This is a genomic window from Bifidobacterium sp. ESL0682, assembly GCF_029392815.1.
In the GTDB taxonomy this organism is placed as follows: domain Bacteria; phylum Actinomycetota; class Actinomycetes; order Actinomycetales; family Bifidobacteriaceae; genus Bifidobacterium.
In genome coordinates this window covers 779,266-801,327 of sequence record NZ_CP113942.1, presented here as the reverse complement: position 1 = coordinate 801,327, position 22,062 = coordinate 779,266, and the positions used below count along the sequence as shown (strand labels likewise).

General features: G+C 54.9%; 13 protein-coding genes and 4 pseudogenes. 2 read left to right on the top strand and 15 right to left on the bottom strand.

Annotation, left to right across the window (positions count from 1 at the left end):
• Window positions 1-315 precede the first annotated feature (315 nt).
• The 13 genes and pseudogenes from OZX57_RS03370 to OZX57_RS03310 all read right to left on the bottom strand — a co-directional run bounded on the left by OZX57_RS03370 (window position 316) and on the right by OZX57_RS03310 (window position 13,960).
• Window positions 316-1,599 carry a solute carrier family 23 protein gene (locus tag OZX57_RS03370; protein ID WP_277162709.1) on the bottom strand — a complete coding sequence of 428 codons (1,284 nt, stop codon included), beginning with the start codon at window positions 1,597-1,599 and terminating at the stop codon, window positions 316-318.
• 128 nt (window positions 1,600-1,727) lie between these two features.
• Window positions 1,728-2,539 (bottom strand): annotated as a pseudogene (locus OZX57_RS03365) (histidine phosphatase family protein).
• 161 nt (window positions 2,540-2,700) lie between these two features.
• Window positions 2,701-3,117, bottom strand: coding sequence for a nuclear transport factor 2 family protein (locus OZX57_RS03360; protein WP_277162708.1), 417 nt, complete (start codon window positions 3,115-3,117; stop codon window positions 2,701-2,703).
• A gap of 180 nt (window positions 3,118-3,297) precedes the next feature.
• Window positions 3,298-3,654: a DUF488 domain-containing protein gene (locus OZX57_RS03355; protein ID WP_277162707.1), complete on the bottom strand. Its 357-nt coding sequence runs from the start codon at window positions 3,652-3,654 to the stop codon at window positions 3,298-3,300.
• Window positions 3,655-3,718: 64 nt separating this feature from the next.
• On the bottom strand, window positions 3,719-3,928 hold the full coding sequence (locus OZX57_RS03350) for a zinc ribbon domain-containing protein (protein WP_277148444.1): 210 nt from the start codon (window positions 3,926-3,928) through the stop codon (window positions 3,719-3,721).
• Between the two features lie 293 nt (window positions 3,929-4,221).
• Window positions 4,222-4,908: an SDR family oxidoreductase gene (locus OZX57_RS03345; protein ID WP_277162706.1), complete on the bottom strand. Its 687-nt coding sequence runs from the start codon at window positions 4,906-4,908 to the stop codon at window positions 4,222-4,224.
• Window positions 4,909-5,472: 564 nt separating this feature from the next.
• Window positions 5,473-6,132 carry a hypothetical protein gene (locus OZX57_RS03340; protein WP_277162705.1) on the bottom strand — a complete coding sequence of 220 codons (660 nt, stop codon included), beginning with the start codon at window positions 6,130-6,132 and terminating at the stop codon, window positions 5,473-5,475.
• A 377-nt stretch (window positions 6,133-6,509) separates the two neighbouring features.
• Window positions 6,510-7,597: pseudogene (ychF, locus tag OZX57_RS03335) on the bottom strand (redox-regulated ATPase YchF).
• A gap of 181 nt (window positions 7,598-7,778) precedes the next feature.
• Window positions 7,779-8,413 (bottom strand): annotated as a pseudogene (locus OZX57_RS03330) (Type 1 glutamine amidotransferase-like domain-containing protein).
• Between the two features lie 199 nt (window positions 8,414-8,612).
• Window positions 8,613-9,415, bottom strand: a pseudogene (gene proC, locus OZX57_RS03325) (pyrroline-5-carboxylate reductase).
• Window positions 9,416-9,599: 184 nt separating this feature from the next.
• Window positions 9,600-10,544, bottom strand: a complete 945-nt coding sequence (locus OZX57_RS03320) for a beta-galactosidase small subunit (RefSeq protein WP_277162704.1) — start codon at window positions 10,542-10,544, stop codon at window positions 9,600-9,602.
• Window positions 10,534-12,426 carry a glycoside hydrolase family 2 TIM barrel-domain containing protein gene (locus OZX57_RS03315; RefSeq protein ID WP_277162703.1) on the bottom strand — a complete coding sequence of 631 codons (1,893 nt, stop codon included), beginning with the start codon at window positions 12,424-12,426 and terminating at the stop codon, window positions 10,534-10,536. The genes OZX57_RS03320 and OZX57_RS03315 overlap by 11 nt, the downstream gene beginning before the upstream one ends.
• Window positions 12,427-12,598: 172 nt before the next feature.
• A complete protein-coding gene (locus OZX57_RS03310) occupies window positions 12,599-13,960 on the bottom strand; it encodes an alpha/beta fold hydrolase (protein ID WP_277162702.1) in 1,362 nt (453 codons plus the stop codon).
• 287 nt (window positions 13,961-14,247) lie between these two features.
• On the opposite strand from OZX57_RS03310, the gene OZX57_RS03305 reads away from it, so the two are divergent.
• Both OZX57_RS03305 and OZX57_RS03300 read left to right on the top strand, forming a co-directional pair.
• Window positions 14,248-16,917, top strand: coding sequence for a histidine kinase (locus OZX57_RS03305; protein WP_277162701.1), 2,670 nt, complete (start codon window positions 14,248-14,250; stop codon window positions 16,915-16,917).
• Window positions 16,918-16,951: 34 nt separating this feature from the next.
• Complete coding sequence (locus OZX57_RS03300; protein ID WP_277162700.1) at window positions 16,952-17,872, top strand: response regulator transcription factor; 921 nt, start codon at window positions 16,952-16,954, stop codon at window positions 17,870-17,872.
• Between the two features lie 345 nt (window positions 17,873-18,217).
• Here the strand turns inward: OZX57_RS03300 and OZX57_RS03295 are convergent, their stop codons facing one another.
• Both OZX57_RS03295 and OZX57_RS03290 read right to left on the bottom strand, forming a co-directional pair.
• Window positions 18,218-20,875 carry an FtsX-like permease family protein gene (locus tag OZX57_RS03295; RefSeq protein ID WP_277162699.1) on the bottom strand — a complete coding sequence of 886 codons (2,658 nt, stop codon included), beginning with the start codon at window positions 20,873-20,875 and terminating at the stop codon, window positions 18,218-18,220.
• A 197-nt stretch (window positions 20,876-21,072) separates the two neighbouring features.
• Complete coding sequence (locus OZX57_RS03290; RefSeq protein ID WP_277162920.1) at window positions 21,073-21,915, bottom strand: ABC transporter ATP-binding protein; 843 nt, start codon at window positions 21,913-21,915, stop codon at window positions 21,073-21,075.
• Window positions 21,916-22,062: the final 147 nt, after the last annotated feature.

Here is a 22,062-nt window from a genome sequence, read left to right as displayed (position 1 = left end):
GCATCCTCGCATTGGACAACTGACGGAGATTAACTATATGACTCTAAAAACCATTTGTCAAAAGAATGACCCATTTTTATAAAGGTAGTATCTATTACATAAATCACAGTATCTATAACAGTATCGTCAAACCGGAAACGTTTCGATTGCAGCCATCGCAGACTATGGTCTTGATTGAATCATGACAAACACGTTCCCTGACTATAAATATCCTCAAACTACCGAAACGCAATCGGCTGGATGACAGTTTCGTCATCCAGCCGATAATTTGCAGTCGAAATATGTCAATTCATATTCGACCGAATCATCAGGCACTCACTCGCCATCATCCTTGGGAATGGCGCCGGTGGCACGACCGATGGCGCGCAGACCGTGGTAGATCACGAGCACCGCGACGGTGCCGATGGCGATGCCGTTGAACTTGACGCCATTGATGGCGAATCCGAAGTCGGCGATACCGATGATCATCGTCACGGCGGCGGTCATGTTGTTCAAGGGCTTGCCAAAGTCGACGTGGTTGTCGACCCAGATGCGCACGCCGACCATACCAATCATGCCGTAGAGCAGGGTGGTCACACCACCGAGCACGCCAGCGGGAATCGTGTTGATGATGGCACCGAACTTCGGGCAGAGGCTCAGGATCAGCGCGAAGGCAGCAGCGCACCAGTAGGCGGCCGTGGAATAGACGCGGGTGGCGGACATCACGCCGATGTTCTCACCGTAAGTGGTGGTGCCGGAGCCGCCGCCGAAGCCGGCGATGGCAGTGCCCAAGCCGTCGGCGAAGAGGGCGGTGCCGATGTGGTCGTCATAGTTGTGGCCGGTCATCTGCGCGACGGACTTGACGTGGCCAACATTTTCGGCTATCAGTACCATGACCACAGGGATGAACATGGGCAGCACGGAGAAGTCAGCCTGCGGAAGGTGGAAGTGCGGGAAACCGATCCATGCAGCCTTGCCGACCGCAGCGAAATCTACCTGCCCGCGGAAGCAGGCGTAGGCATAGCCGACCAAGACACCAAGCAAAATGTTCAGTCTACCGAGCAGACCTTTGAACAGCATCGCGATGAGCAGGACGGCAGCCAACGTGACGACAGCGGTGTCCGGGGCCTTCTGGAAATTGTTCCACACCGAAGGGGCGAGGTTAAAGCCGATGATGGCGACGATGGCACCGTTGACCACCGGCGGCATGATGATGTCGATCCACTTGGCGCCGGCAAAGTGCACCAACAGACCAATCAGTGCCAGCAGCATGCCGGTGACCATGATGCCAAAGCTGGCCACGGCGATGCCCTTGTGGGCGGTGGTGACCGCGACAATCGGGGCTATAAAACCAAATGAGCTACCCAAATAACTGGGTAGCTCATTTTTATTGATCAACAGGAACAACGCCGTCGACATTGCTGTGAAGAACAACGTCGTGGACGGATCGAAGCCCGTCAGAATCGGAACGAGGAACGTCGCGCCGAACATCGCGATGACGTGCTGGGCACCAATGCCTGCCGTTCGGCCCCACGTCATGCGCTCGTCAGGGTCGACCACCTCTCCGGGATTCAACGTTTTGCCGTCGCCATGCAGTTTCCAGGTGAACATGTTGCCCATCCTTGACTCTCCTTTTAGGCATACTTCCGCCACTAATTGAAAATAGGGGATTTGCCACGCGGCTTTTGCTTTCGTCGCGCGCCTTGGGACATTTTAGCGACACCCCTGACATCAGCGTGTCGATTATTTCACAAATGAGGATTCACGGACTGGACGACGTCCACCAAGTCGCCGTTGGAGAGGAAGGGGCGCTGGAACTCGCGCCACGGGTCGACCTTTACCACCCAGCGGCCGGTGTCCTTGTCATAGACCGGGCGCGCAGTCTGTTCGAAACGAATGCGCTCATCGGTAAGGCCGGTGTGTGGGTCACGCCGCGAATAGTGCAGGCAGGTGCAGTTGGTGATTTTCCAGCTGTCGCTGTCGGCACGCCGCAGGAACTCCTCGTCGGAAAGGTCTTCGAGGGTCAGCATCAGCGAAAGCATGAAATCGCCATGGGTGACCGCGATGACGGACTGTGCTTCGGCACGGCGGTTCAGCGACGTCAGCAGATTATGGACGCGGTTTTCAGCCACATCGGCCAGCGATTCGCCGGCCGGCGGGCGCCAGTAGAGCGGATCGGTTTTCTTGAACATCCAGTTGCGCTCGTAGTTGTTCTTGAACATATCCTGGGTCACTGTGCTGATCTCGCCCCACGAACGCTCGCGCAGCACGCGGGTCTCCTCCCATTTGGCCTTGGGCAGCGCCATGGTCGCCGCAGTCTCGCGGGTGCGCACGTAAGGAGACACCAGATAGCGGTCGAAAAGCTGCTGTTGCTCGACCAGCCAGCGACCGATGCAATAGGCCTGCTTACGTCCCGTTGCCGTCAGCCTCCACGAACGATCGGGGACAGTGACGTTGTCCTGGGTAAACAGCGAGTTGTCACCGTGCTCCCCGCTTTGACGATGACATTCGCCTCCGACTCCCCGTGCCGAATCACATACAAATCCATTGGCATGCCCATATGCCAAACCTCGTTTTCGTTTCCATCTGTTGATTTCTATTGCCTATCTTCCCCCATTATCGCACAGACAACGCAAAGAAGAACCAAACAGAGAAACAGGTCAATCGCTATTGGCGATGACCCGTTTCTTCTGAATCTCAACGCTATTAGGTTGTTTGCTTCTATTCACCCTTGTATGGGCAATCGCGACGATGCTTCGCGTGATATTCGCGAACACGCTTGATCTTGTTCTGACGGTTGAACTCAAAGACCGATACACCATCGAACGCATCGTCGCTGCCATCGTCGTTCTTGGCCGCAAATGTCCAGAAGACAGTAATCGACGGCTGCCCCTCGCGGCCGCGTGCATGGGTGAAAGTTGCTATCCTCCACGTCGTTACAGTCTGATGATCAAGCGAATCCTCAATCCAGTGATGAACTTGATTGCGGTTTTCGTAGATGTGACCATTGCTTTGCTCATAGATACAATCAGGAGCGAAATACGCATCGAGCTTGTCGAAATCGCGCGTCACCCACATGTCGAAGTAGTCGGAAATGGCACGTTCACGCCGCCGTGCCCTCGGAATCGATAACGTCACTGTCGCCATGGCTTCAATCATACGCTGTACAGACAAAGCCACACGGCCTAAATACGGATTTTTCTATGAAGTTTACTACATCGAAACATGCAATCCATCGACAGATAAACCTACCGAAGCAAATCCGAGATGGCGATAATGCCGGCACAAAATTGGCGAGCCGCAGTGGGCATGAATCCCCTATTTAAGATGACGATGCAGATAATCCCTCAGCACCACGGCCTGGTTGTGTTCCGCATCCTTAGCCCCATATAGCAATGTGACTTTCGGCTGTTCACGGCAAATCGCGACCAGCTTGCCGACCACATCAGCGTTGCCGTCAAGTTCCTTGCGATATTTATCTGCAAACTCATCGAATTTGACAGGATCATGGCCGAACCATTGACGCAGCTCGGTGGTTGGACCAATCTCCTTGAGCCACAAATCAAGCTTGGCGTTCACCTTCGAAATCCCGCGCGGCCAAAGTCTATCGACCAACACACGGTATCCATCCGAATCCTCGGCCGCTTCATACATTCGTTTCAGCGCAATCGTCATATTTTCCGCTCCTTTTGGCCTTTATATGCCCAGACTAGCGCAGGCCGAATCGGAATGACAGATATCAGCTCATCAGAAAATCGAGAACGTTCATGCCCGCGTCGGTCTCGGCACGGTAAAGCTCGGTGTAGCCGCATTGTGTGCAGCTGACGGTGATGAACTTCTTGTTCTGTACGTTGAACAGCTTGGCGAACTCGCCGCCCGTGGCCTGGAACTGGTCGGAGGTGTAATGCTGACAACCGCACTTTTCACATACGTACTGTTTCTGTTCCATTGTCGGTGAGCCTTTCTTCTCTTAAGTGAAACAATGCCTCGTCCATTCAATTTAACCATAATCGCAAGGCTGAAAATTCGAAATGCACGAACGAATATCTGTTTTATTGAAGCCAGCTTTGTTCCGGAAACGTTATGCCATCGTCATCATGGCCCTGAAAAAGAATCCTTGAATGCGTTGAATTCTTGCATGCATTCCAGAAACAGGAAATGCCGCATCGAATCTGACGTCGCGGCACTTTCCCAAATCTTGAATATCCGAACACCGAATATCCGATTTCCTTTTTGCAAGGCTTAGACAAGGACCTCGTCAATCGGCTTGTCACCGTCATAGAAAGCAATGGTCTTGCGCTTGGCGACATCCGCCGAAAGCACACGAGCGATAACCGCCGCGACGTTGCCGCGTGAAGTCGCACGCTGCCCGCTGGTTGCCGGCTTGCCGTCAATCATCGTGTGGTCATCAGTCAAGACGATCTTGTCGGTTTCCGGCTCGAGCGTGAGCATACCAGGCCCGAGAATCGTGTATTCGAGCGAGGAATCACGCAAATGTGCGTCTGCATCGTGCTTGGCCTGCGCATACGGGACGAACGATTCAGGCCAACCCATCTTCTGCGGATCGCGGTCGGCGGTGTCATAGGAAACCATCACAAAACGACGCACACCAGCCTTTTCGGCACCATCCATCGCATTGACCGCTGCCTGGTAATCAACAGCATGGGTACGGACGGCATCCCCGCCGCCGGCACCGGCCGAGAACACGACGGCAACGGCGCCTTCGAACAGGCCCGCGAAGCTGTCGACATTGGCATGTTCCATATCGAAGACCACCGGATTCGCGCCAGCCTTGCGTACATCATCGGACTGTGCAGGATTGCGGATGACCGCATCCACCGCAAACCCGGCCTCTTTCAGTTTCGGCTCTGCCAGCAGTGCCACCTTGCCATGCCCGCCCAAAATCACTACTCGTCGCTCATTAGCCATGTCGATTCCTTTCGAAAGGTTTTAATATCCATCGTTATTGATGAATCCCCATCACCATCATCATGCCATAAAACTGATTTACGCGGACAGAGCGAACGAAGCAAAGCCTATTATCACGCTTTCTTCATCTATTCAGTGTTTCCACCATTCGCACGAATCAAAGTTCATTGTCATAATTAAATAATAGCTGATATTAATTAACCTAAACCTTCATTCCAATCTTTTCCAAAGATAGCTTCCGCACGAGTAAGGTTTTCTTTTAGGGAACTCTGCACACCCCCAAAATCCGTATTCAGCACTTCAGGCATTTTTTTAACCCACAAACAAAGCAACAAATAATAGGAAGCAATGAAGGAAAAATATGGATGAGTATAGGTTTTAATAGATGCCTTACTACTAAGGAAAGGAGAAAGAGAATCGCCATGGAATCGGTCACACCGGAAAGTGTATAAGAGCCCAGAAATCAATAAACGCCTTCGCTCTGCAGCAGAACAAGAAAAGATTTGCCGCGCCTCGATTCTCCCTTAGGTTCATTTTCACGAAGCGCGATATTGCTTTCTTTATTCAGCACTTTTTTATAAATCTTGGACCATTATGTACCTCACAGCGTTGACCGTTACCGTTCTTATACCGTCCTTTTAAGACACGGATAAGTTCACCAATCCCAAGATTCTCTTTGAGCTTCAACCTATTGAACAAACGATCTGCATCTGTCATTTTGCTTTTATTTTTCCCGGTTTTTACTTCTTCCTTTTCCGCTTTTTCTTTTTCAGCATCTTCTCTACAAGAATCTTCAATCAAACGATTGTAAAGGTATTCACATGACTGAATGGGGATATTCTTACAAAGAAGGTCACATATGTCATTGCTCTCTAAAAAGTCCTCATTAACAAATTGATTAAGATTTTCAGTAGTATTGCCCGAGGAGTAATTGAATGACAATGCTGATTCCAGTGCCTTCCACGCCGAATCAAAAGCTAGATCTACTCGATGAGGCAACTCATCAAATGCATCTATTAGATAGCTCACTTCCAAGTTGTAATGCATATCCTCTGAATCATTTAATTGAACCGGTTTAAAGAACGTATCGCAATCATTTTCCCGGAGTCGCTGCTTGAATTCTTCTTCGACATAAAAACTTTCTCTTGGTCGCTCTATGCCAGATATCGACCATTGCTTAATAACAGCAAAACGCTGCCTATGTTGATTCTCTACAGAAGACATTTATTTTCCAATACTATAGTATTTATTTGCACTCAATCAATATGGCAAATTTGGTTTAAGGGAACTTACGTATTATCTGACCTACATCCTCAGCAACTTACGCTGCACCGCAAAATGTTGCACGATAATCCGCAAGTCTCGTTTTGTGGCAATAGGCGTATATTCTCACTACTTGTCAATTTAAGCACTAGTATTCTATTGATTAAGTTCATTATTTCATAACAAACTGATTCGTAGAACTAAAAGCTTTAGCATAAAACACCTTTCATTTTTGCATAAATTTATTCGAAACTTTTAAACTTCGATGGTCTTGAGATAGCAAGAGTGACCCAATCCAGAAATATCGGGCCACTCTTAGCAGATAGACTTTTGCAAACTCACACGTTGAACTTGAAGTCTACGATGTCGCCGTCCTGCATCACGTAGTCGCGGCCCTCCTGACGGAGCTTGCCTTCCTCCTTGATTTCGTTCATGCTGCCCTTGGCGGCGACGAAATCGTCGTAGGAGACGATATCGGCCTTGATGAAGCCACGCTCGAAATCGCTGTGGATGACGCCGGCGGCCTGCGGGGCGGTCCAACCCTGATGAATTTGCCAGGCGCGCACCTCCTTGACACCAGCGGTGAGGAAGGTCTGCAGACCGAGCACGTCGAAGCCGACTCGGGCCAACTGGTCGAGACCGGATTCCTTCAGGCCTGCATCGGCGAGCATTTCACGGGCATCGGCCTCGTCGAGGTCGGTCAGGTCTGATTCAAATTGAGCGTTGAGGAAGATGGACTGCGCAGGCGCCACGGAATCGGCAAGCTGCTTCTGGAAGTCCTTGTCACCCAACTCTCTGTCGTCGACGTTAAAGACATAGATGAACGGCTTGGCGGTCATCAGGTGCAGGTCGTAAATGTCGGCCTTGTCAATCTTTCCGGCAGATGCGGCGTGGTCGATGGTCTCCCCGCCTCGAGAATCGACTGCGCCTTCTTAACCGCGTCCATGTACTCCTGCGTGACCTTCTTGCCGCGCAGCTCCTTCTCGAGCTTCGGCAGCGCATTCTCAATGGTCTGCAGGTCGGCGAGCATAAGTTCGGTGTTGATGGTGTCGATGTCGTCGGACGGGTCAACCTTGCCGTTGACATGAACGATGTCATCGTCCTTGAAGGCGCGCACGACCTCGCAGATCGCATCGGCCTCACGGATGTTGGCCAAGAACTTGTTGCCCAGGCCCTCACCCTCGGAGGCACCCTTGACGATGCCCGCGATATCAACGAAGGTGACGGTGGCCGGCACAATCTTTTCAGTGCCTACCAAATCCGCGAGCACGGGAAGACGCTTGTCGGGCAGCGGCACGATGCCAGTGTTGGGCTCGATGGTGGCGAACGGATAATTTTCCGCAAGCACATTGTTGCGGGTCAGGGCATTGAACATGGTGGATTTGCCGACATTGGGCAGACCGACGATTCCGATAGTTAAAGACATACCTCAAGTCTACCGGCGAACCGGACGTTGAAAGAGACAACGACAGCTCAAATCCCACGGCGCAATGCACCCTACGAAGATGAAACAATCAAAATCGGGGTGGGAAGTCCAATTCGACAATGAACGGCTCAAGAACAAACAGCTCGAGAACCGACTCAAAAATAAGAGAATAATGATGGCGCTAAGGACGGCGGAAATGAATGTGGCCGTTCTCGCCCTTGACCAAAACGGTCCAATCGTCGGCCAACGTACGGATGAAATGGCCTTCCTTGCGTTCGGCAGCTGCAATGGCGCGAGCCGCAGGACCCATGATGGGATTGTCGAGATGCGGAACCACGCGGAAATCGACCAGATGCAACCCAGTGACATCCCGAAGCGACGGCGCTGCACTACGCTTGTCCATATCACCGATGTATTCGATGTCCGGCCCGGCGACGACTGCCCCTGCAGAGACTCCGACGTAGGTCTTGCCTGCGGCGACCTGTTCGACAATGAGATCGGCGGCGCCCGAACGTTTCAGCTCGTGCAGCAGGAAAAAGTGTTGCCTCCACCCACCCAGATAATGTCGCAGGTCGAAAGGATATAACGGATCTCCTCGTAGCTGGCGCCTGCAACTTCAAGCATATGCACACGGAAGCCTGCGGAACGCAACATGTGCCGGATCAGCGGCCGCGCATAACGAGAGATGCCTTGCTTGTCGGCCGTGGGAATATAGGCGATGCGCAACCCGGAATGCTGGACATGATGCTGAGGCAACACGCTGAGCAATGAGCGCAGGGCAGGAAGCGCACTTGACGCCAGAAGTATCCTGCCCATGCTGTTGTGCCCTCGATTCCTGTCGTCCTTTTGCCAGCCGTAATGTACTGATTGCTTTTATTTTAATGCCGACAGGTGAGGATACGGGGATATTCCGTGAGATTAATTGCACAATGATGATTAACCGTGCAATAAAAGCATAATCACACCCGGCAATGTCGCAATCTTAAAAAATAAGACAAGAACGTTCCCAGCTGACTCAGCCGTTCTGTATGGCATCGACTCCGGAAATGACCGCTCCACGGAAGCCTTGCTTTTCCAACTCGGTGACACCTTTGATGGTGGTGCCGCCGGGCGAGCAGACCGCGTCCTTCATCGCACCGGGATTGGTACCAGTAGCCATATAAAGTGCACCGACGCCTTCGGTCATCTTGGCGGCGAGACGATAGGCGGTCTCACGCTTGAGACCGTACTTCACGCCGGCATCCGCGAGCGCCTCGATATAGATGGCGGTAAACGCCGGTGCGCATCCTGCCACGGACGAGCCGATGTCCATCAGCGGGGTGTCCACGCGCTCAATCAGGGCGATCGGCGAGAACAGCGCCTCGAACACATCGCGTTGCGTATCGGTCAGCGTGTTGGCATTTTCGGTGACGAGAATGCCTTGACCGACCTCGATGGGGGTGTTGGGAATGACGCACTGTACATGTGCGCTGTCGCCAAGCAGTTCCTGGTAGCAGTCAAGATTACGGCCGGCTGCGACGGAGACGATGAACTTGTCGTCAGTCTTCAGCTCGTCAAGTACATCGGCAAGTGCAGCTTCAATCTGGTTGGGTTTGACAGCGATGACTACGACATCGGAGGCCGCAACGGTCTCGGAGGCGGCATGCGTGGCCTTGGCGCCGATGGCCGCGGCGGCAGATTGCGCTTTTTCAAAATGGCCGGAGTTGGCGACGATCTGCGAGCCGGAAATCACTCCCCGTTGACCAGCCCTTTGGCAATGCCCTGCGCCATGTTGCCGAAGCCGATGAATCCCACAGTCATGTTGTTCAAATCGCTCATATTCACACCTTTCGATAATGATGTCGACATTACACGCCGACAAGGATGCCAGGCCATCAGACGCGAGGCCTTCGCCATAAAACGGCCGCTCCGTCATTGTCGTGGCGGAACGGCCCATCATATCGCAGACAACGATTATGAACAGCCCGTATTCAGCATTGCAACGTGATAGCGTTGTTTTGTTCTACAACTTGATGACGAACGAGAATTCGATATCCTTTTCGCCGCTTATTGAACATTGTTCGGACACAGGCGCGCCCCAACTGTCGACACCGCCCACGCCTCGCACGGCACCGTATATCGTCAAAACCGTACGCCTCGCCGGCGGCAGCTCTTCCTGATGCGTGGCGCTTTCCATCTCCAACGGCGTATACGGCAGACAGCTGAACGCGAACGACTCGTCTTTGCGAGCGAAGATCAGGCTATACGGCGCGATGGCTTCATCGGCGTTGTTGAGCGTCGTCTCACGATCGACACGCACCCAGTCGGTATCCATATGCATCCCGCATTCCTGAGGAACCAGATAAGGAGTGACATGCAGGCCCTCCACTTCAACGAGCTCTTTCCTGCCCGCTCCGAGCCGATCCGGGTAGGTCTCGCCCGGAAATCCGAAGTAGGTGAAACCGGTGGCGGGCGTCGGCATGACCATGCGTAGGCCGAAAGCCGGCAGCTCCGGCAAATTCGGTTTGCCGTAATAACGCACGTTCACTGTCAGATCTCCCGCAGCGTCGAGCGTATAGCAGACATCCACCGTCGTAGCCGGAACTGTCGGCGTGGTGAATGTATAGGTCAACGAGGCTTCAGAAGCATATAGCTGGCCTCCGGTGCTGCCATCTGCAGGAGTGTAGGGAATGCCGATTGGCTTGCGGTCCATACTGAGGCTCGGCCGTCCTGCAACGCTGAACAGATCGGCACCAGCCCACTGCGCCGAGCGACGGGAGAAACCGTTGCCTCGGTCATTGTCGGTCGTCGCCCGCCAGAATGCCGGTTGCGGTGCGCCATACAGCCATTCCTTGCCACCGGTTTTGAGAGATACCAGACCTGTGCTGTAATCGAAGAGGCAGTCGCAGCCGGAAGCATGCAGGCCAATCAGTTCTTCATCGATGACGATGCATACGTTATCGGTCATATCTGCCATACTCCTCGTTCACTTCCTGCATTGCGGGCTTTTCGGCCCCATCGGCGAAAAGCAACCCGTCACCGGAGAATTGACGTGCGGTAGGCCTGTCGTCGAAATCGCCGCCATAGCGCATCACCTTGCGCCCGGTGATGGTATCGGTGACCTCAAGAGCCTGGTCTTTGAAATCCCAGATGAAACCACCCATGTACTGCGGATAGCGATCAAACAAATCCATATAGTCGGAAAGCCCACCGACGGAATTGCCCATGCTGTGCATGTATTCGCAAAGGACGAACGGCTTTTTCGGGTTGTTCTCAAGATACTCGACGACATCGGCCGGCGGGGCGTACATCCTGCTTTCGAAGTCGGAAACGCGGTCCTCGTACTCACGATTATGCACCACCCCTTCATAGTGCACAGGGCGGGTCGGATCGACCGATTTGTAGTATTCCTCCATCGCGACGATGTTCTCGCCGACGTAGGATTCATTGCCGAGCGACCAGAAAAGAATCGAGGGATGGTTTTTGAGCGTCTCGTACTGGGTTCTGGCGCGATCGACCACCATCTCACGCCACTGCGGGAAGCTGCCCGGAACATTGTAGGCCCCGTCTTCGCTTTCCAGTTTTGCCCACGTGCCATGCGACTCCATATTGGTTTCGGCCATGACGTAGATGCCTTCTTCGTCGCACATCCGATACCACGGAAGCTGATCGGAGTAATGGCAGGTTCTCACGGCGTTGATATGGTTCGTCTTGATAGTCGCCATGTCGGCGTCCATGTCGGCCTGTGTAATCGCGCGGCCTCTGGTGGCGCTCCATTCGTGGCGGTTGACGCCCAGAATGCGCAGACGTTGGCCGTTGAGCCGCACCACCTTGTCGGCACCGATTTCAACACGGCGGAATCCGACAGCCTGCGGCACGACCTCGACAGTCTCACCCTTGACGTCGGTGACGGTAATCGTGAGACGATACAGGTAGGGGTCACGGTGCGACCACAGATGCGGATCCATCAGTGTGCAAGTAGGCCAGACGGTCTGTTCCTGTGCCTCGACCGTGTTGCTGACGAGTACGTTCCCTTCGCAATCAGCCAGTTCCATTGTCGCTTTCGAGCCGTTTTGCAAGGGCGAAAGCTTGGCAGAGACATTCAGGACGCCGATATAATCATGGTCTTTCAGAGTCGGCTTGACAGTCAAATCGTCGACATGGGTTGCCGGAAGCGACAACAGTCTCACTGGACGAAAGATACCGAAGAAACGGAAGAAATCCTGGTCTTCGATCCAACTCGCGGTGCAATGTCGGAACACTGCCACCGCGACGAGATTTTCGCCGACATGGACATATGGGCTCAGATCGAAGGCGCTCGGGGTGAACGAATCCTCGGCATATCCCACGAATTTACCGTTGCACCACAAATAGAACGCGCGTTCCACCCCTTCGAAACAAATATGCAACGGTTGAGATGCCCAAGCCTCATCGAGATTGAAAGACCGGCGATAGAGCCCGACCGGATTGTCGGCGGCCTCCGAAAAGCTGCCGGCCTGCGGATCCTCCGGCGGCGTGGTATAAGCCGGACGCCTGAACACAGACCCCTCCCACGGATAGGCGGTGTTGGTATATTCAATCTGCGCATAACCGGAAAGTTCGATATGAACGGGAACCTCGATGTTTCCGAACCGTTCTTCGGGAACATCAGGCGAATAAAAGCCTTTCGGGATGAGCCCGGGATTGTCGACATACGAGAATTGCCATTGACCATCCAAATCACGAACAAGGCTTGAACATTGCTCGTCTGCCTCTTGCAGATTCCTATAGCAGCGATGATCTGAATGCGCAGGCAATTCATTGACTCTGAAGGTCTCTGGCTCGTCAAGCCACGTCCACGATGGTTCCATGGACACCTCTTTTCTGTATCCGATATTCAGCGGCTTCTCATCACTGAGGCCGCTGAATTCACCATCATATACGAAGGTGTACGAGCACAGGAACAGTAAACGATACGAGACATCATCTCATTTCAATTTCCAACGCCGACGACGGAGAACCGTTTGGCAGAACCTGTACGATCTAGTACACCTTCTCCAAATCGCCACGGTTCAGCGCTTCGTTGTAGAGATGCGCGAAAACCGCACCTCCGTGGTGGATACCGTCATGTTCATATTCGTTGGTGACCCAGGCATGTGCATTGCCCACGCGCGAAAGCGTATCGAGCTGCATACCGGAATCGACATACATGTCGTCGAAATAGACGGCGGCCTGAAGCGGCACGTCATTATGCTTCAACTGGACGGTATCGTAGATCTTGCAGAAAAGAGTGTCGTTCATCAGCACATCCATCGCCGCACGGAACGGACGCAACGCACGCTCTTGTTCGAACATCCAGGGGAACACCGCTTCTCCGGTGAATACAAGCGGACGATGTTCGACGGAGAACTCCGGATGGGCGTCACGCACCTGCTGCGCGGCCCAGCCCATAGGCTCTTCGAGCTCCCCATCGGCATAAATGAATTCCTGCAGAGGCCAATACAACGGATCGGAGGCAGTAGCTTCCATAACCGCTTCCAGGAACTGATCGGAAAGCGGGGCATGAACGTTCTCGGAACCGTCGTCTTTGGCGAACGCCATATCCATAATCCAATGCAGACGTTCCGGGCTCGGCTTCATGCCAAAATCACTGCCTAAGGTCTGCAACCGCTCGACAGTCAGCGGGTCCCCGTTGGGCAACAGAATATCGTCCTTGTGATGGCCCTCGAGCGAGGCGATTTTGTCGGCCACGGCCGTCACACGCTCGATATCATGCGGATAGCGGCGGTAATACTGTACCGTCTTTTGGACCATTCGATTAAACGTGTGCTCATACACCTCACGCGCACTGGCAGGAACGTGAGGAATTCCACCGGTGGTAAAGCAGGCCGCCAGCCCTTCCGGATCAAGCGAAAGATAAGCCAGCGTCAGGAACCCGCCATAGCTTTGTCCCAACGTCACCCATTTCCTGCCATCGAATTCCGTACGCCGCAAATGCTCAAAATCCCGGACAATGGAACCGGCTAGGAAACATTTGAGATACTCCGCCTGATTCTCGGCGCCTTCGATGTGACGCATCGTGTTTGAATCCACGCAGGATGAACGGCCGGTGCCGCGCTGGTCAGGCAGGACAACACGGAAATGCTTGATGGCTTCTTCAATCCAACCGTCGCTTGACGGATCCAACGGGCGGGGTGAAGCGCCTCCCGGACCACCTTGCAGAAAAAGCAGCAACGGCAAATCGTCATGGACATGCTCCGGTGCGGTAACCACGCGGTAGAACAGGCTCAATGATTTCCCCGTAAAGCCCTTGCCTGGCGAATTAACGCGCCAATCCAGCGGTACTTTGATGGAATGGTCCTCCACGGCCAACCCTGGTACGTAATATTTTGCCAGTAAAGTCATATTTCCCCCTGATAACTATGACAATCCAACGACTTTCACTGTATACCGCCTACAGCAAACATGCTAGTCAAATAATTATTATTTGACTAAAGAATGTCACATGGTGGAATTTGCGCCAACATTATTTTACCTCAATTAAATTCAACAAAATTGATTAGACATATCATGTTGCGGACTCAACTTCGTCCCACTTTCCAACACACAGAACCGAGAATTCAGCGCCCGACAACCGAACATCATTCCCAGGCACGATACCGAACGCAACCGTCCTGCGATAGGCTTGAACCATGAGCAAGATACGGCGGTTCGGCAAGTGGCTGGCGCGCAACCCGGTGGTCGGGGATGTGTTGCTGGCGCTGGTGGCGCTGTTCTTCGCCTGTATCAGTACGACCACCGCAGAAGGCGGGCTGTGGGTCAGCTATAGCGGAGGCTGGCAGATCCTCTGGTCGTGTGCGCTCATTACTTCACTTCTCTTTCGCCGAACGCATCCGCAAGGTGCGGCACTGGTTTTCGCCACTCTGGCCGTCGCGCAACTTCTTGCCGGACCAAGCTACGTGTTCAGTGATTTGCTCGCCGCAGTGATGCTCTATTCGGTTATCGTCTACGGCAACCCCGCACGCAGCAAGGTCTTTATCACCTTGGCCTTCGTTATCGGCATCGCCGCGGCACCGATCATCGCCTGGGGCTCAGAAATCGGACCGCTGTACAATCCTGGGCATGCAGGCGATTCGGCAAGCTGGACCTATTATTCCTGCCATACCGTCTACACTTCCGGCCTTACTCGCTCGTGTGGAGTCAACCTTTTCGGCACCATACTTTTCCTGCTCGCCTGCATCGTCGCCGTACTCGTTGCCGCCTGCTTCATGGGCTATCGGTCGCGCATAAGGCTCGTCACCGCGTCCCTGCTGCGCGAACGCAACGAGGCGCTAGCCGCACGCGAACAGGAGGATCTCGACATCGCACGCACCGCCGAACGCGCCCGCATTGCTCGAGACATGCACGACGTGGTGGCCCACACGCTTTCCACCATCATCGTCCAGTCGGACGGCGGCAGGTATGCAGGCGCGAAAGACCCTGCAAAAGCGCGGGAAATCATGGAGACCATCCGACACGAATCGCAACGCGCACAGCATGACATGGATGGGCTGCTCAACGCATTCGGCGGGACCTCGCACACCGGTTATGGCGATATCGCTGGTCTCGTCGCACAGGCCGACGCAACCGCGCAGACGGCCGACGGAAACGTAACACGCATGGTTGGCGGCAATGCCAGCCCACAACCGGAACGACTGAGCGACAAAGCACAATCTGCGCTGTACCACGCCGTACAGGAGGCACTGACCAACGCACGTAAATACGCCGGTAAAGGCGTTACCGTTGAGGTTGCAGAAACCTGGAACGACAACAGTTTGCGTTTGACCGTTCGCGATAACGGCAACGGAGCCTCCGCCTCGCTCGATGGACACAAGCCCGGCTATGGCATCACCGGAATGCGCGAACGTGTCCAGGCCGTAGGCGGCACGGTTGTTGCCGGACCTCGCGTCGGCGGTGGCTTTGAAGTCGACATCACCTTGCCGTTTGACGCAACGGCCAAAATGTCGCACGATACAGCGGTAGCACCAGCACAGGCAATATCTTTCACTCGCACAGAAGCTTCATTACAGACTACCGACGAATCAATCAATGGCCGACCCATCAACTTCCAATCGGCCAATCATGAACACGACAACAAGGAACCAGCTCAACAGAACGCCGATAATTGCAAAACCTTCAATGCCGCAGCAAACAATCATCCAACCAGCAGCAGCGAATCTGCCAGCCACCATGCTACCCTCAGTAATTCAGCTTCCGACACCAGCAATGGCGACGAGCCGAACGGCATAGAGGCGCATCGCCATTCCCTCTTTGCGAATCTCTTAGCAAACAACAATTCCATAACGAAACCGGCAACCCGACAGGCATCAGTCGATCTCAATTGGGTGGAACGGATATCCCGTTTCTTTGCACAGCATTACCTATTGGCCGACGCTATCATTGCGCTGGTTTTAATGGGTCTGATTTTCCCGTGGAGCGTGCTGACATTCCGCTACAATGACGGCACCCACACCATGGTGTTTGGCTCTTCGGCGCGCGCCTCGACAACCGCACTGAAACTCGCGGACATCGTCGTCAGTCTCATTGTGTTTGTGATTCTGACGCTTCGCCGACGTTTCCCACAGTCCGCCGCAGCCGTCATGGTCGCTGTGGCCACTTTCTCGCTGTGCTTCCTGGAAGAGATACCGTCGGCCGTGCTCTATGCGCCGGTCTCGCTGTATTCCGTGTGCCTTTACGGCAAAAACCACTCACGCCGCTGGGCAAGTGTGGCCGCAATCGTGGATTCCGTACTGTTCAGCCTGCGTTTCAGCGGGGCGTTTGTCGGCTATCCGACGTTGGTGGATTGGGTGCTGAATCGGCAGCAATACTCAGGGGTCTACGGAACGCGAGGCAGCTACCCATACCAAATCGTCGGGCTCATATTCCTCGCATTGGCCGTGTGCGCTGTAGCTATCGGGGCGGCACTGTGGGTACGAGCAAGCGGTACAAATGCCATGGTGCTCGAGGCCCGACACGAAGCGTTGGAAGAGGAATCGGCCAAAAAGCAGGTTTTGGCAGCCAATAACGAACGTGAGCAGATCGGTGCCCAGATTCGCGGCGAGGTCAGCGAGACGCTGGCCGGAGTCATCGACAAAGCGAACGCGGGACTGGCCATGCTCGACGCCGATGCCGCAGCCGGCATAACCACTTCCCCACAAGCCATCACCGAGGCTTTCCGCACCATCGGTGAACAAGGTCGCAAGGCTCTGGCCCACATGCGGGAGCTGCTACGCGTGCTACGCGAAACCGGCGGTAGCGATGACAATGCTGCTACTTCTCAACCGTTGCTGCATCCTGTTGCTGAAATGAAAAACAAAGAATGATGACGTTGCCGCCGTGTCTTGCTAACCTTGAAGTATGAGTGAGACACAGCCTATCCGAGTTCTTATCGCCGACGATCAGGAGTTGGTGAGGGCAGGTTTCGCCATGGTCATCGATTCGCAGGATGACATGGAAGTGGTCGGCCAGGCCTCTGACGGCGCGGAGGCGGTGGCGCTGAGCCTTGACCTGAAGCCGGATGTGGTGCTGATGGACGTGCGCATGCCCGGCACTGACGGCATCGAGGCGACCAAACTCATCATCGACGCAGAACGTAAAGTTGGAAGCGATGTTCCGAAGACCCACGTCATCATTCTGACGACGTTCGACCTTGACGAATACGTGATGAGCGCCATCGACGCCGGAGCCTCGGGATTCCTATTGAAAGACACCGAGCCCGAGACGCTGCTGTCCTCGATTCGCACGGTTTATCAGGGCAACGCCATCATCGCCCCATCCGCCACCAAGCGGCTCATCGAAAAGATGGTCGACGGCGAGTTGGGTGCGACACGGACGGCGGCAAAGAGTTCTGGAAATGCTGGAAACGTTCAAAATTCCGACTACGGCAACGCCTCCGGTGACGCAAGCAATGGCGTATTCCCAAGACAGACAGACGGTAATGAGAGTACCGACTACGACCGCAGTGACGGTTCAACCCTCCCAAGTAACGGCACAACCGTCAACGATTCGACCATAGGCGATTCCGCTGATCAAGCAGCCCGGCAAAACACCACCAGCGCACCACTTCCCTACCACGACCCAGCGGTTGATACGCTGACCGATCGCGAGCGCGAGGTACTAGTCGAGATCGCGCACGGCCTGTCCAACCAGGAAATCGCCGACAAGCTGTGCATCAGCCTGCCCACCGTCAAGACTCACGTCGCCCATATCTTGCAAAAAACTTATTCGCGCGACCGCGTGCAGGCCGTCGTCTTCGCCTACGACAACAAACTGGTGTGACTGCTCGGCAGCACGGAAGGCTCTATTCCAATTGATTAGCTTTCCGTGCTACTGAAATCAGCGACTTCGGATTCAAGAATCCCCGAATTCCGCCATTCTTTTCATATGCACAGAATGAAGCCACAGCACGGAACACTTTTTAGACGCGGCATTCGTTTCCGTCCTGCACAAACACAGCACTTACACACAATCTATCGACGATTGCCGTTCCGTGCTTCCATCAGCATTTTGAGCTATCGTTCACAAGCTCTTCCCACGAAAAAGCGGTCCGTCCGAGACCGGAATACCAGTATCGGACGGACCGCGACTGTTACGGAGCGGATGCCTGCCGCACCCGCCAGACGTCTACGCCTCGGCGAGGGCGGCGACAGGCGGGGTCTTGACCGCGCGACGGGCCGGGAAGATGCTCGAAATCAGAGCAGCGAGCGCGGCGATCAGGAGCACTGCGCCGTCGAACTTCCAGTCGAAGAGGTAGGCCGTCTTGCCGTAGAGACTGAAGACCATGTAGGAGCCGAGCCAGCCGAACGCCGTGCCGAGGATGACACCGACGACACCCGAGACCAGCGAGATGAGCAGTGCCTCACAGGACAGAGAGCGCTTGAGCTGGCCGCGCGTCATGCCGATGGCGCGCAGGGTGGCCGATTCGCGGGTGCGTTCGATCACGGACAGGCTCAGCGTGTTGGCCACGCCAATCAGTGCGATCAACACCGCGACAGCGAGCAGGGCGACAAGCAAGGTCATGATCTGGTCGATATCCGTGTCCCAGGTGACGCGGTCGGCAATCGGACCGGAAACGTTGATGCCGTCGGTGGAGCCCAGGGCGCTCTGCACAGCGTCGAACGTGTCGGTGACGCTCGTAGCATTCATGTCGAATTTGGTCAGGAGTATGTGGCCGTCGGTTTCGACGTTGCTGTTGGCAAGGACCGACTGGTCAACGAAGACGACCATGGAATACATGCTGGCGAGCTTGCGGTAATCGACCTGCGTGACCTTCATCGCCGGCAGATTGATATGGTTCTTGGAGCCATCCTTGCCGACCGAAGAGAAATCGACAGTGTTGTTCGCAAAACTCAGCTTCTTGCCGGTCTGAGCATTGTAAAGCGGGGCAAGCACGGTGCCTGGAGCGATGGAACCAGAGGAAATATCAGTGTGCATCACCTTTTGCAAGGCCTGCTTGTTGTTGACGCCAACAAGCAACACGCTCATATTGTTATCGTCTTTCCCGTTGCCCAGTTTCACGTTCGCAGTGGCGGTGGGCAGGTAGAGGGTATCGGAGATGCCCTTGACCTTGGCAACCTTGTCGGCAGTGTGCTTCGTCAGACCGTTGCCTTCCGCGGTCATATCGACGCTGTAATGCGAATCGAGTGTGGAATCCATGGTTTGTTTGCCACAGGCCGCGCCGGTGGCGATGGTGGAGACGAGGGTGACACCGATCAGCAGCGCGACACCGGTGGCGGCAACGCGACGCGGGTTCTTCCGGATGTTCGCGTTGGCAATGTTGGCGGACGGACCGATATGCGCGACCAACGCTCCGATGCCGCGCATCAGCACCGGCAGCCAGAATGTGGCGGTGATAGCCAAGCCGATGAAGAGCAAAGCGCAGCCACCCATGGCGGAGAACAACGCATATTCGTAAGTGGTGTCACTGCCGTCGCCCGGTGATGGGGTGTTGATGATGGAAGGCATACGGCTCGCGCCAAGCGCGCAGCAGATCACGCCGAGCACGATCATCAAGGTGCCAAACACACCGCGCACCCTGCCGGCCTTGCGGGTATCAGTGACCTCGATCGGGCGCAGCGCCTCGAGCGGGGTGACGGCCGTGGCGGAACGTGCGGAGCCGATGGAGGCGAGCACCGTCATAACGATGCCGAAGGCCAGCGGCACCACGATGACCGGCCAGGTGACGATAAGCTTCATCTTGGAGCCCATGTTTCCCATGACGAAGCCGAGCTTGCCCAATCCGCCCATCAAGGCCATCGCCACGAGAATGCCGAGAATGGAAGCGATAAGCCCCAGCACACCGGCCTCAAAAAGCACAGAACGATACAGCTGACCCTTCTTAGCACCGATGGTGCGCAGTAGGGCGAGCGTGCGGCGACGCTGGGCAACCATGACCTGGAAGGTGTTGGCGATGACCAAAGCCGCGACGAACATGGCAAGGATGCCGAAGACCATGAGGAAGATCTTCACCGGAGAGCTACCGTTGGCGCTCAGGGACTTCATCTGCTCGTCGCCGATATGCTGGCGGGTATCGACACTCATCTTCTTGCCAGAATCTGCCTGCCTGACCTGCGGTATGGCCGTTCCGGCTTTGGCTGGGTCGACATTGAAAAGCAAACCGTTGGACGGGACGTCGTTGAAGGAGTCCATGCCATAAAGCTTTGTCAGCACCTGCGGTGAGACCAACGTGACACCGCCGTAGACGGTATAGCTCCCGTTTTGGTCGCGGGTCAGGCCCACCAATGTCGCGTTGGCAGCAGGGGCATTGCTGGAACCGGATTCGGAAAGAGTGAGTTTGAATGTATCGCCGATTTTCAAGTGCATCTTGTCGGCCATTTTCTCGGGCACAGCAGCCTCATCGGCCTTGAGCGGGCTATGCCCCTTGACTACCTCGACCGGCTGAAGCCTGTTGCTGGTGGAACCCAGAGCGTACGTGGTGGTCGACGAATCATCGCCTTTCGTGACATGGCCATCGCCATAGACCAAGGACTGCGTGGCCGTGATACCGTCCACCTTCTCAATCTCGTCGGTTTTGAAGGTGCCGACGACCGGCGGAGCGTCATCGCTGTAGGTGCTGCTGTCGCCGCCATTCGAATCTTTCATCAACGCGACGTAATCGGACTGCATGAACCGGGAGGTCAGCTGTGTGCGCAACGAATCGTCCATCGAGTTGCCAAAGAGGAAAGTCGAGGCGATGAATGCGGTGCCGATGAGGATGGCGATGCCGGCGGGAATGAGCATCTTCCCGCTCTTTTTCATAAGTTTGAGTGTTACTGAGAACATTGTTGGTTCCTTTTGCTTTTCGTCTACAAGTTCGTTTCAGGGTGATTGATGGAGATTGCTCGCTATGTTTCGTTGTGGTTGTTGATTATCGACTGGATTGTTTATAGCTATGATTGCCGTTATTTGACGATTCTCGTCTTTGTGTCAATGCAAACCCAACCAGCACGTGCAAACGAAACTGCAGCAACTCTATCGATTCACTTCACGACTTGCGCGTGCCGAGGTTTGCCGTTCATCAGCTGATCCATCGTGGGGGCTGCACTCTGTCGGGCGGCACGTTCACTCTCCTTCATCAAGAGATCACTCATATGCTCAGCGGTGGGATGCTGCTCATCGGCCACGATGCGGCCATCGGCGAAGACGATGGCACGGTCGGCGTAAGAGGCGGCTACAGCGTCGTGGGTGACCATGACCACGGTCTGACCGAACTCACGCACGGAACGCTTGAGGAAGCTCAGAACCTCGGCACTGGAAACAGAATCGAGGTTGCCGGTCGGTTCATCGGCGAAGACTACCTGCGGCTTGGAAATCAGTGCACGGGCGATGGCGACGCGCTGCTGCTGGCCGCCGGAAAGCTCGTTCGGGCGGTGCTTCAAGCGCTGTGTGAGGCCGAGGGTTTCGACCAGAGTGTTGAACCATTTCCTATCGGCCTTGGTTCCAGCGAGGGTCAACGGCATGAGGATGTTCTGCTCGGCCGTGAACATCGGCAGAAGGTTGAAGCTCTGGAAGATGAAGCCGATCTCGTTGCGGCGCAGCATCGTGAGCTGGTTGTCGTTCATCTTGGTGATGTCCTGTCCGCCGAGAATGACCTTGCCGCTCGTGACGGAATCGAGGCCGGCGAGCGTGTGCATCATGGTCGATTTGCCGGAGCCGGAAGGACCCATGATGGCAGTGAACTTGCCCTTTTCGAAGCCGACGTTGACATTGCGCAGCGCGTGTACGACGTTCTCGCCGGTGCCATAGTCTTTGACCAGGTCGATGGCCTCAACAGCGAATTGCCTAGGCTGCTGGGGCTGAGATTGGAACTGCGTTTGCTGCATCGGCTGCTGGAATTGCTGAGCTGGCACTGATTCTCGGTATTGCGGAGTGTAAGATTCCGCAGGCTGCTGCGGGTACCGCTGAGGCTGCGGCGGAATGAAGGACGGTGAAGGAACGCCGTTATCAGGGGTCGCCGCAGTCGAACTGTT

Bases quoted from the DNA above. Each gene is read 5' to 3' on its own strand.
- OZX57_RS03370 (WP_277162709.1), bottom strand. From the start codon at position 1,599: ATGGGCAACATGTTCACCTGGAAACTGCATGGCGACGGCAAAACGTTG.
- OZX57_RS03355 (WP_277162707.1), bottom strand. From the start codon at position 3,654: ATGACGATTGCGCTGAAACGAATGTATGAAGCGGCCGAGGATTCGGAT.
- OZX57_RS03350 (WP_277148444.1), bottom strand. From the start codon at position 3,928: ATGGAACAGAAACAGTACGTATGTGAAAAGTGCGGTTGTCAGCATTAC.
- OZX57_RS03345 (WP_277162706.1), bottom strand. From the start codon at position 4,908: ATGGCTAATGAGCGACGAGTAGTGATTTTGGGCGGGCATGGCAAGGTG.
- OZX57_RS03340 (WP_277162705.1), bottom strand. From the start codon at position 6,132: ATGTCTTCTGTAGAGAATCAACATAGGCAGCGTTTTGCTGTTATTAAG.
- OZX57_RS03320 (WP_277162704.1), bottom strand. From the start codon at position 10,544: ATGACCGATAACGTATGCATCGTCATCGATGAAGAACTGATTGGCCTG.
- OZX57_RS03315 (WP_277162703.1), bottom strand. From the start codon at position 12,426: ATGGAACCATCGTGGACGTGGCTTGACGAGCCAGAGACCTTCAGAGTC.
- OZX57_RS03310 (WP_277162702.1), bottom strand. From the start codon at position 13,960: ATGACTTTACTGGCAAAATATTACGTACCAGGGTTGGCCGTGGAGGAC.
- OZX57_RS03305 (WP_277162701.1), top strand. From the start codon at position 14,248: ATGAGCAAGATACGGCGGTTCGGCAAGTGGCTGGCGCGCAACCCGGTG.
- OZX57_RS03300 (WP_277162700.1), top strand. From the start codon at position 16,952: ATGAGTGAGACACAGCCTATCCGAGTTCTTATCGCCGACGATCAGGAG.
- OZX57_RS03295 (WP_277162699.1), bottom strand. From the start codon at position 20,875: ATGTTCTCAGTAACACTCAAACTTATGAAAAAGAGCGGGAAGATGCTC.
- OZX57_RS03290 (WP_277162920.1), bottom strand. From the start codon at position 21,915: ATGCAGCAAACGCAGTTCCAATCTCAGCCCCAGCAGCCTAGGCAATTC.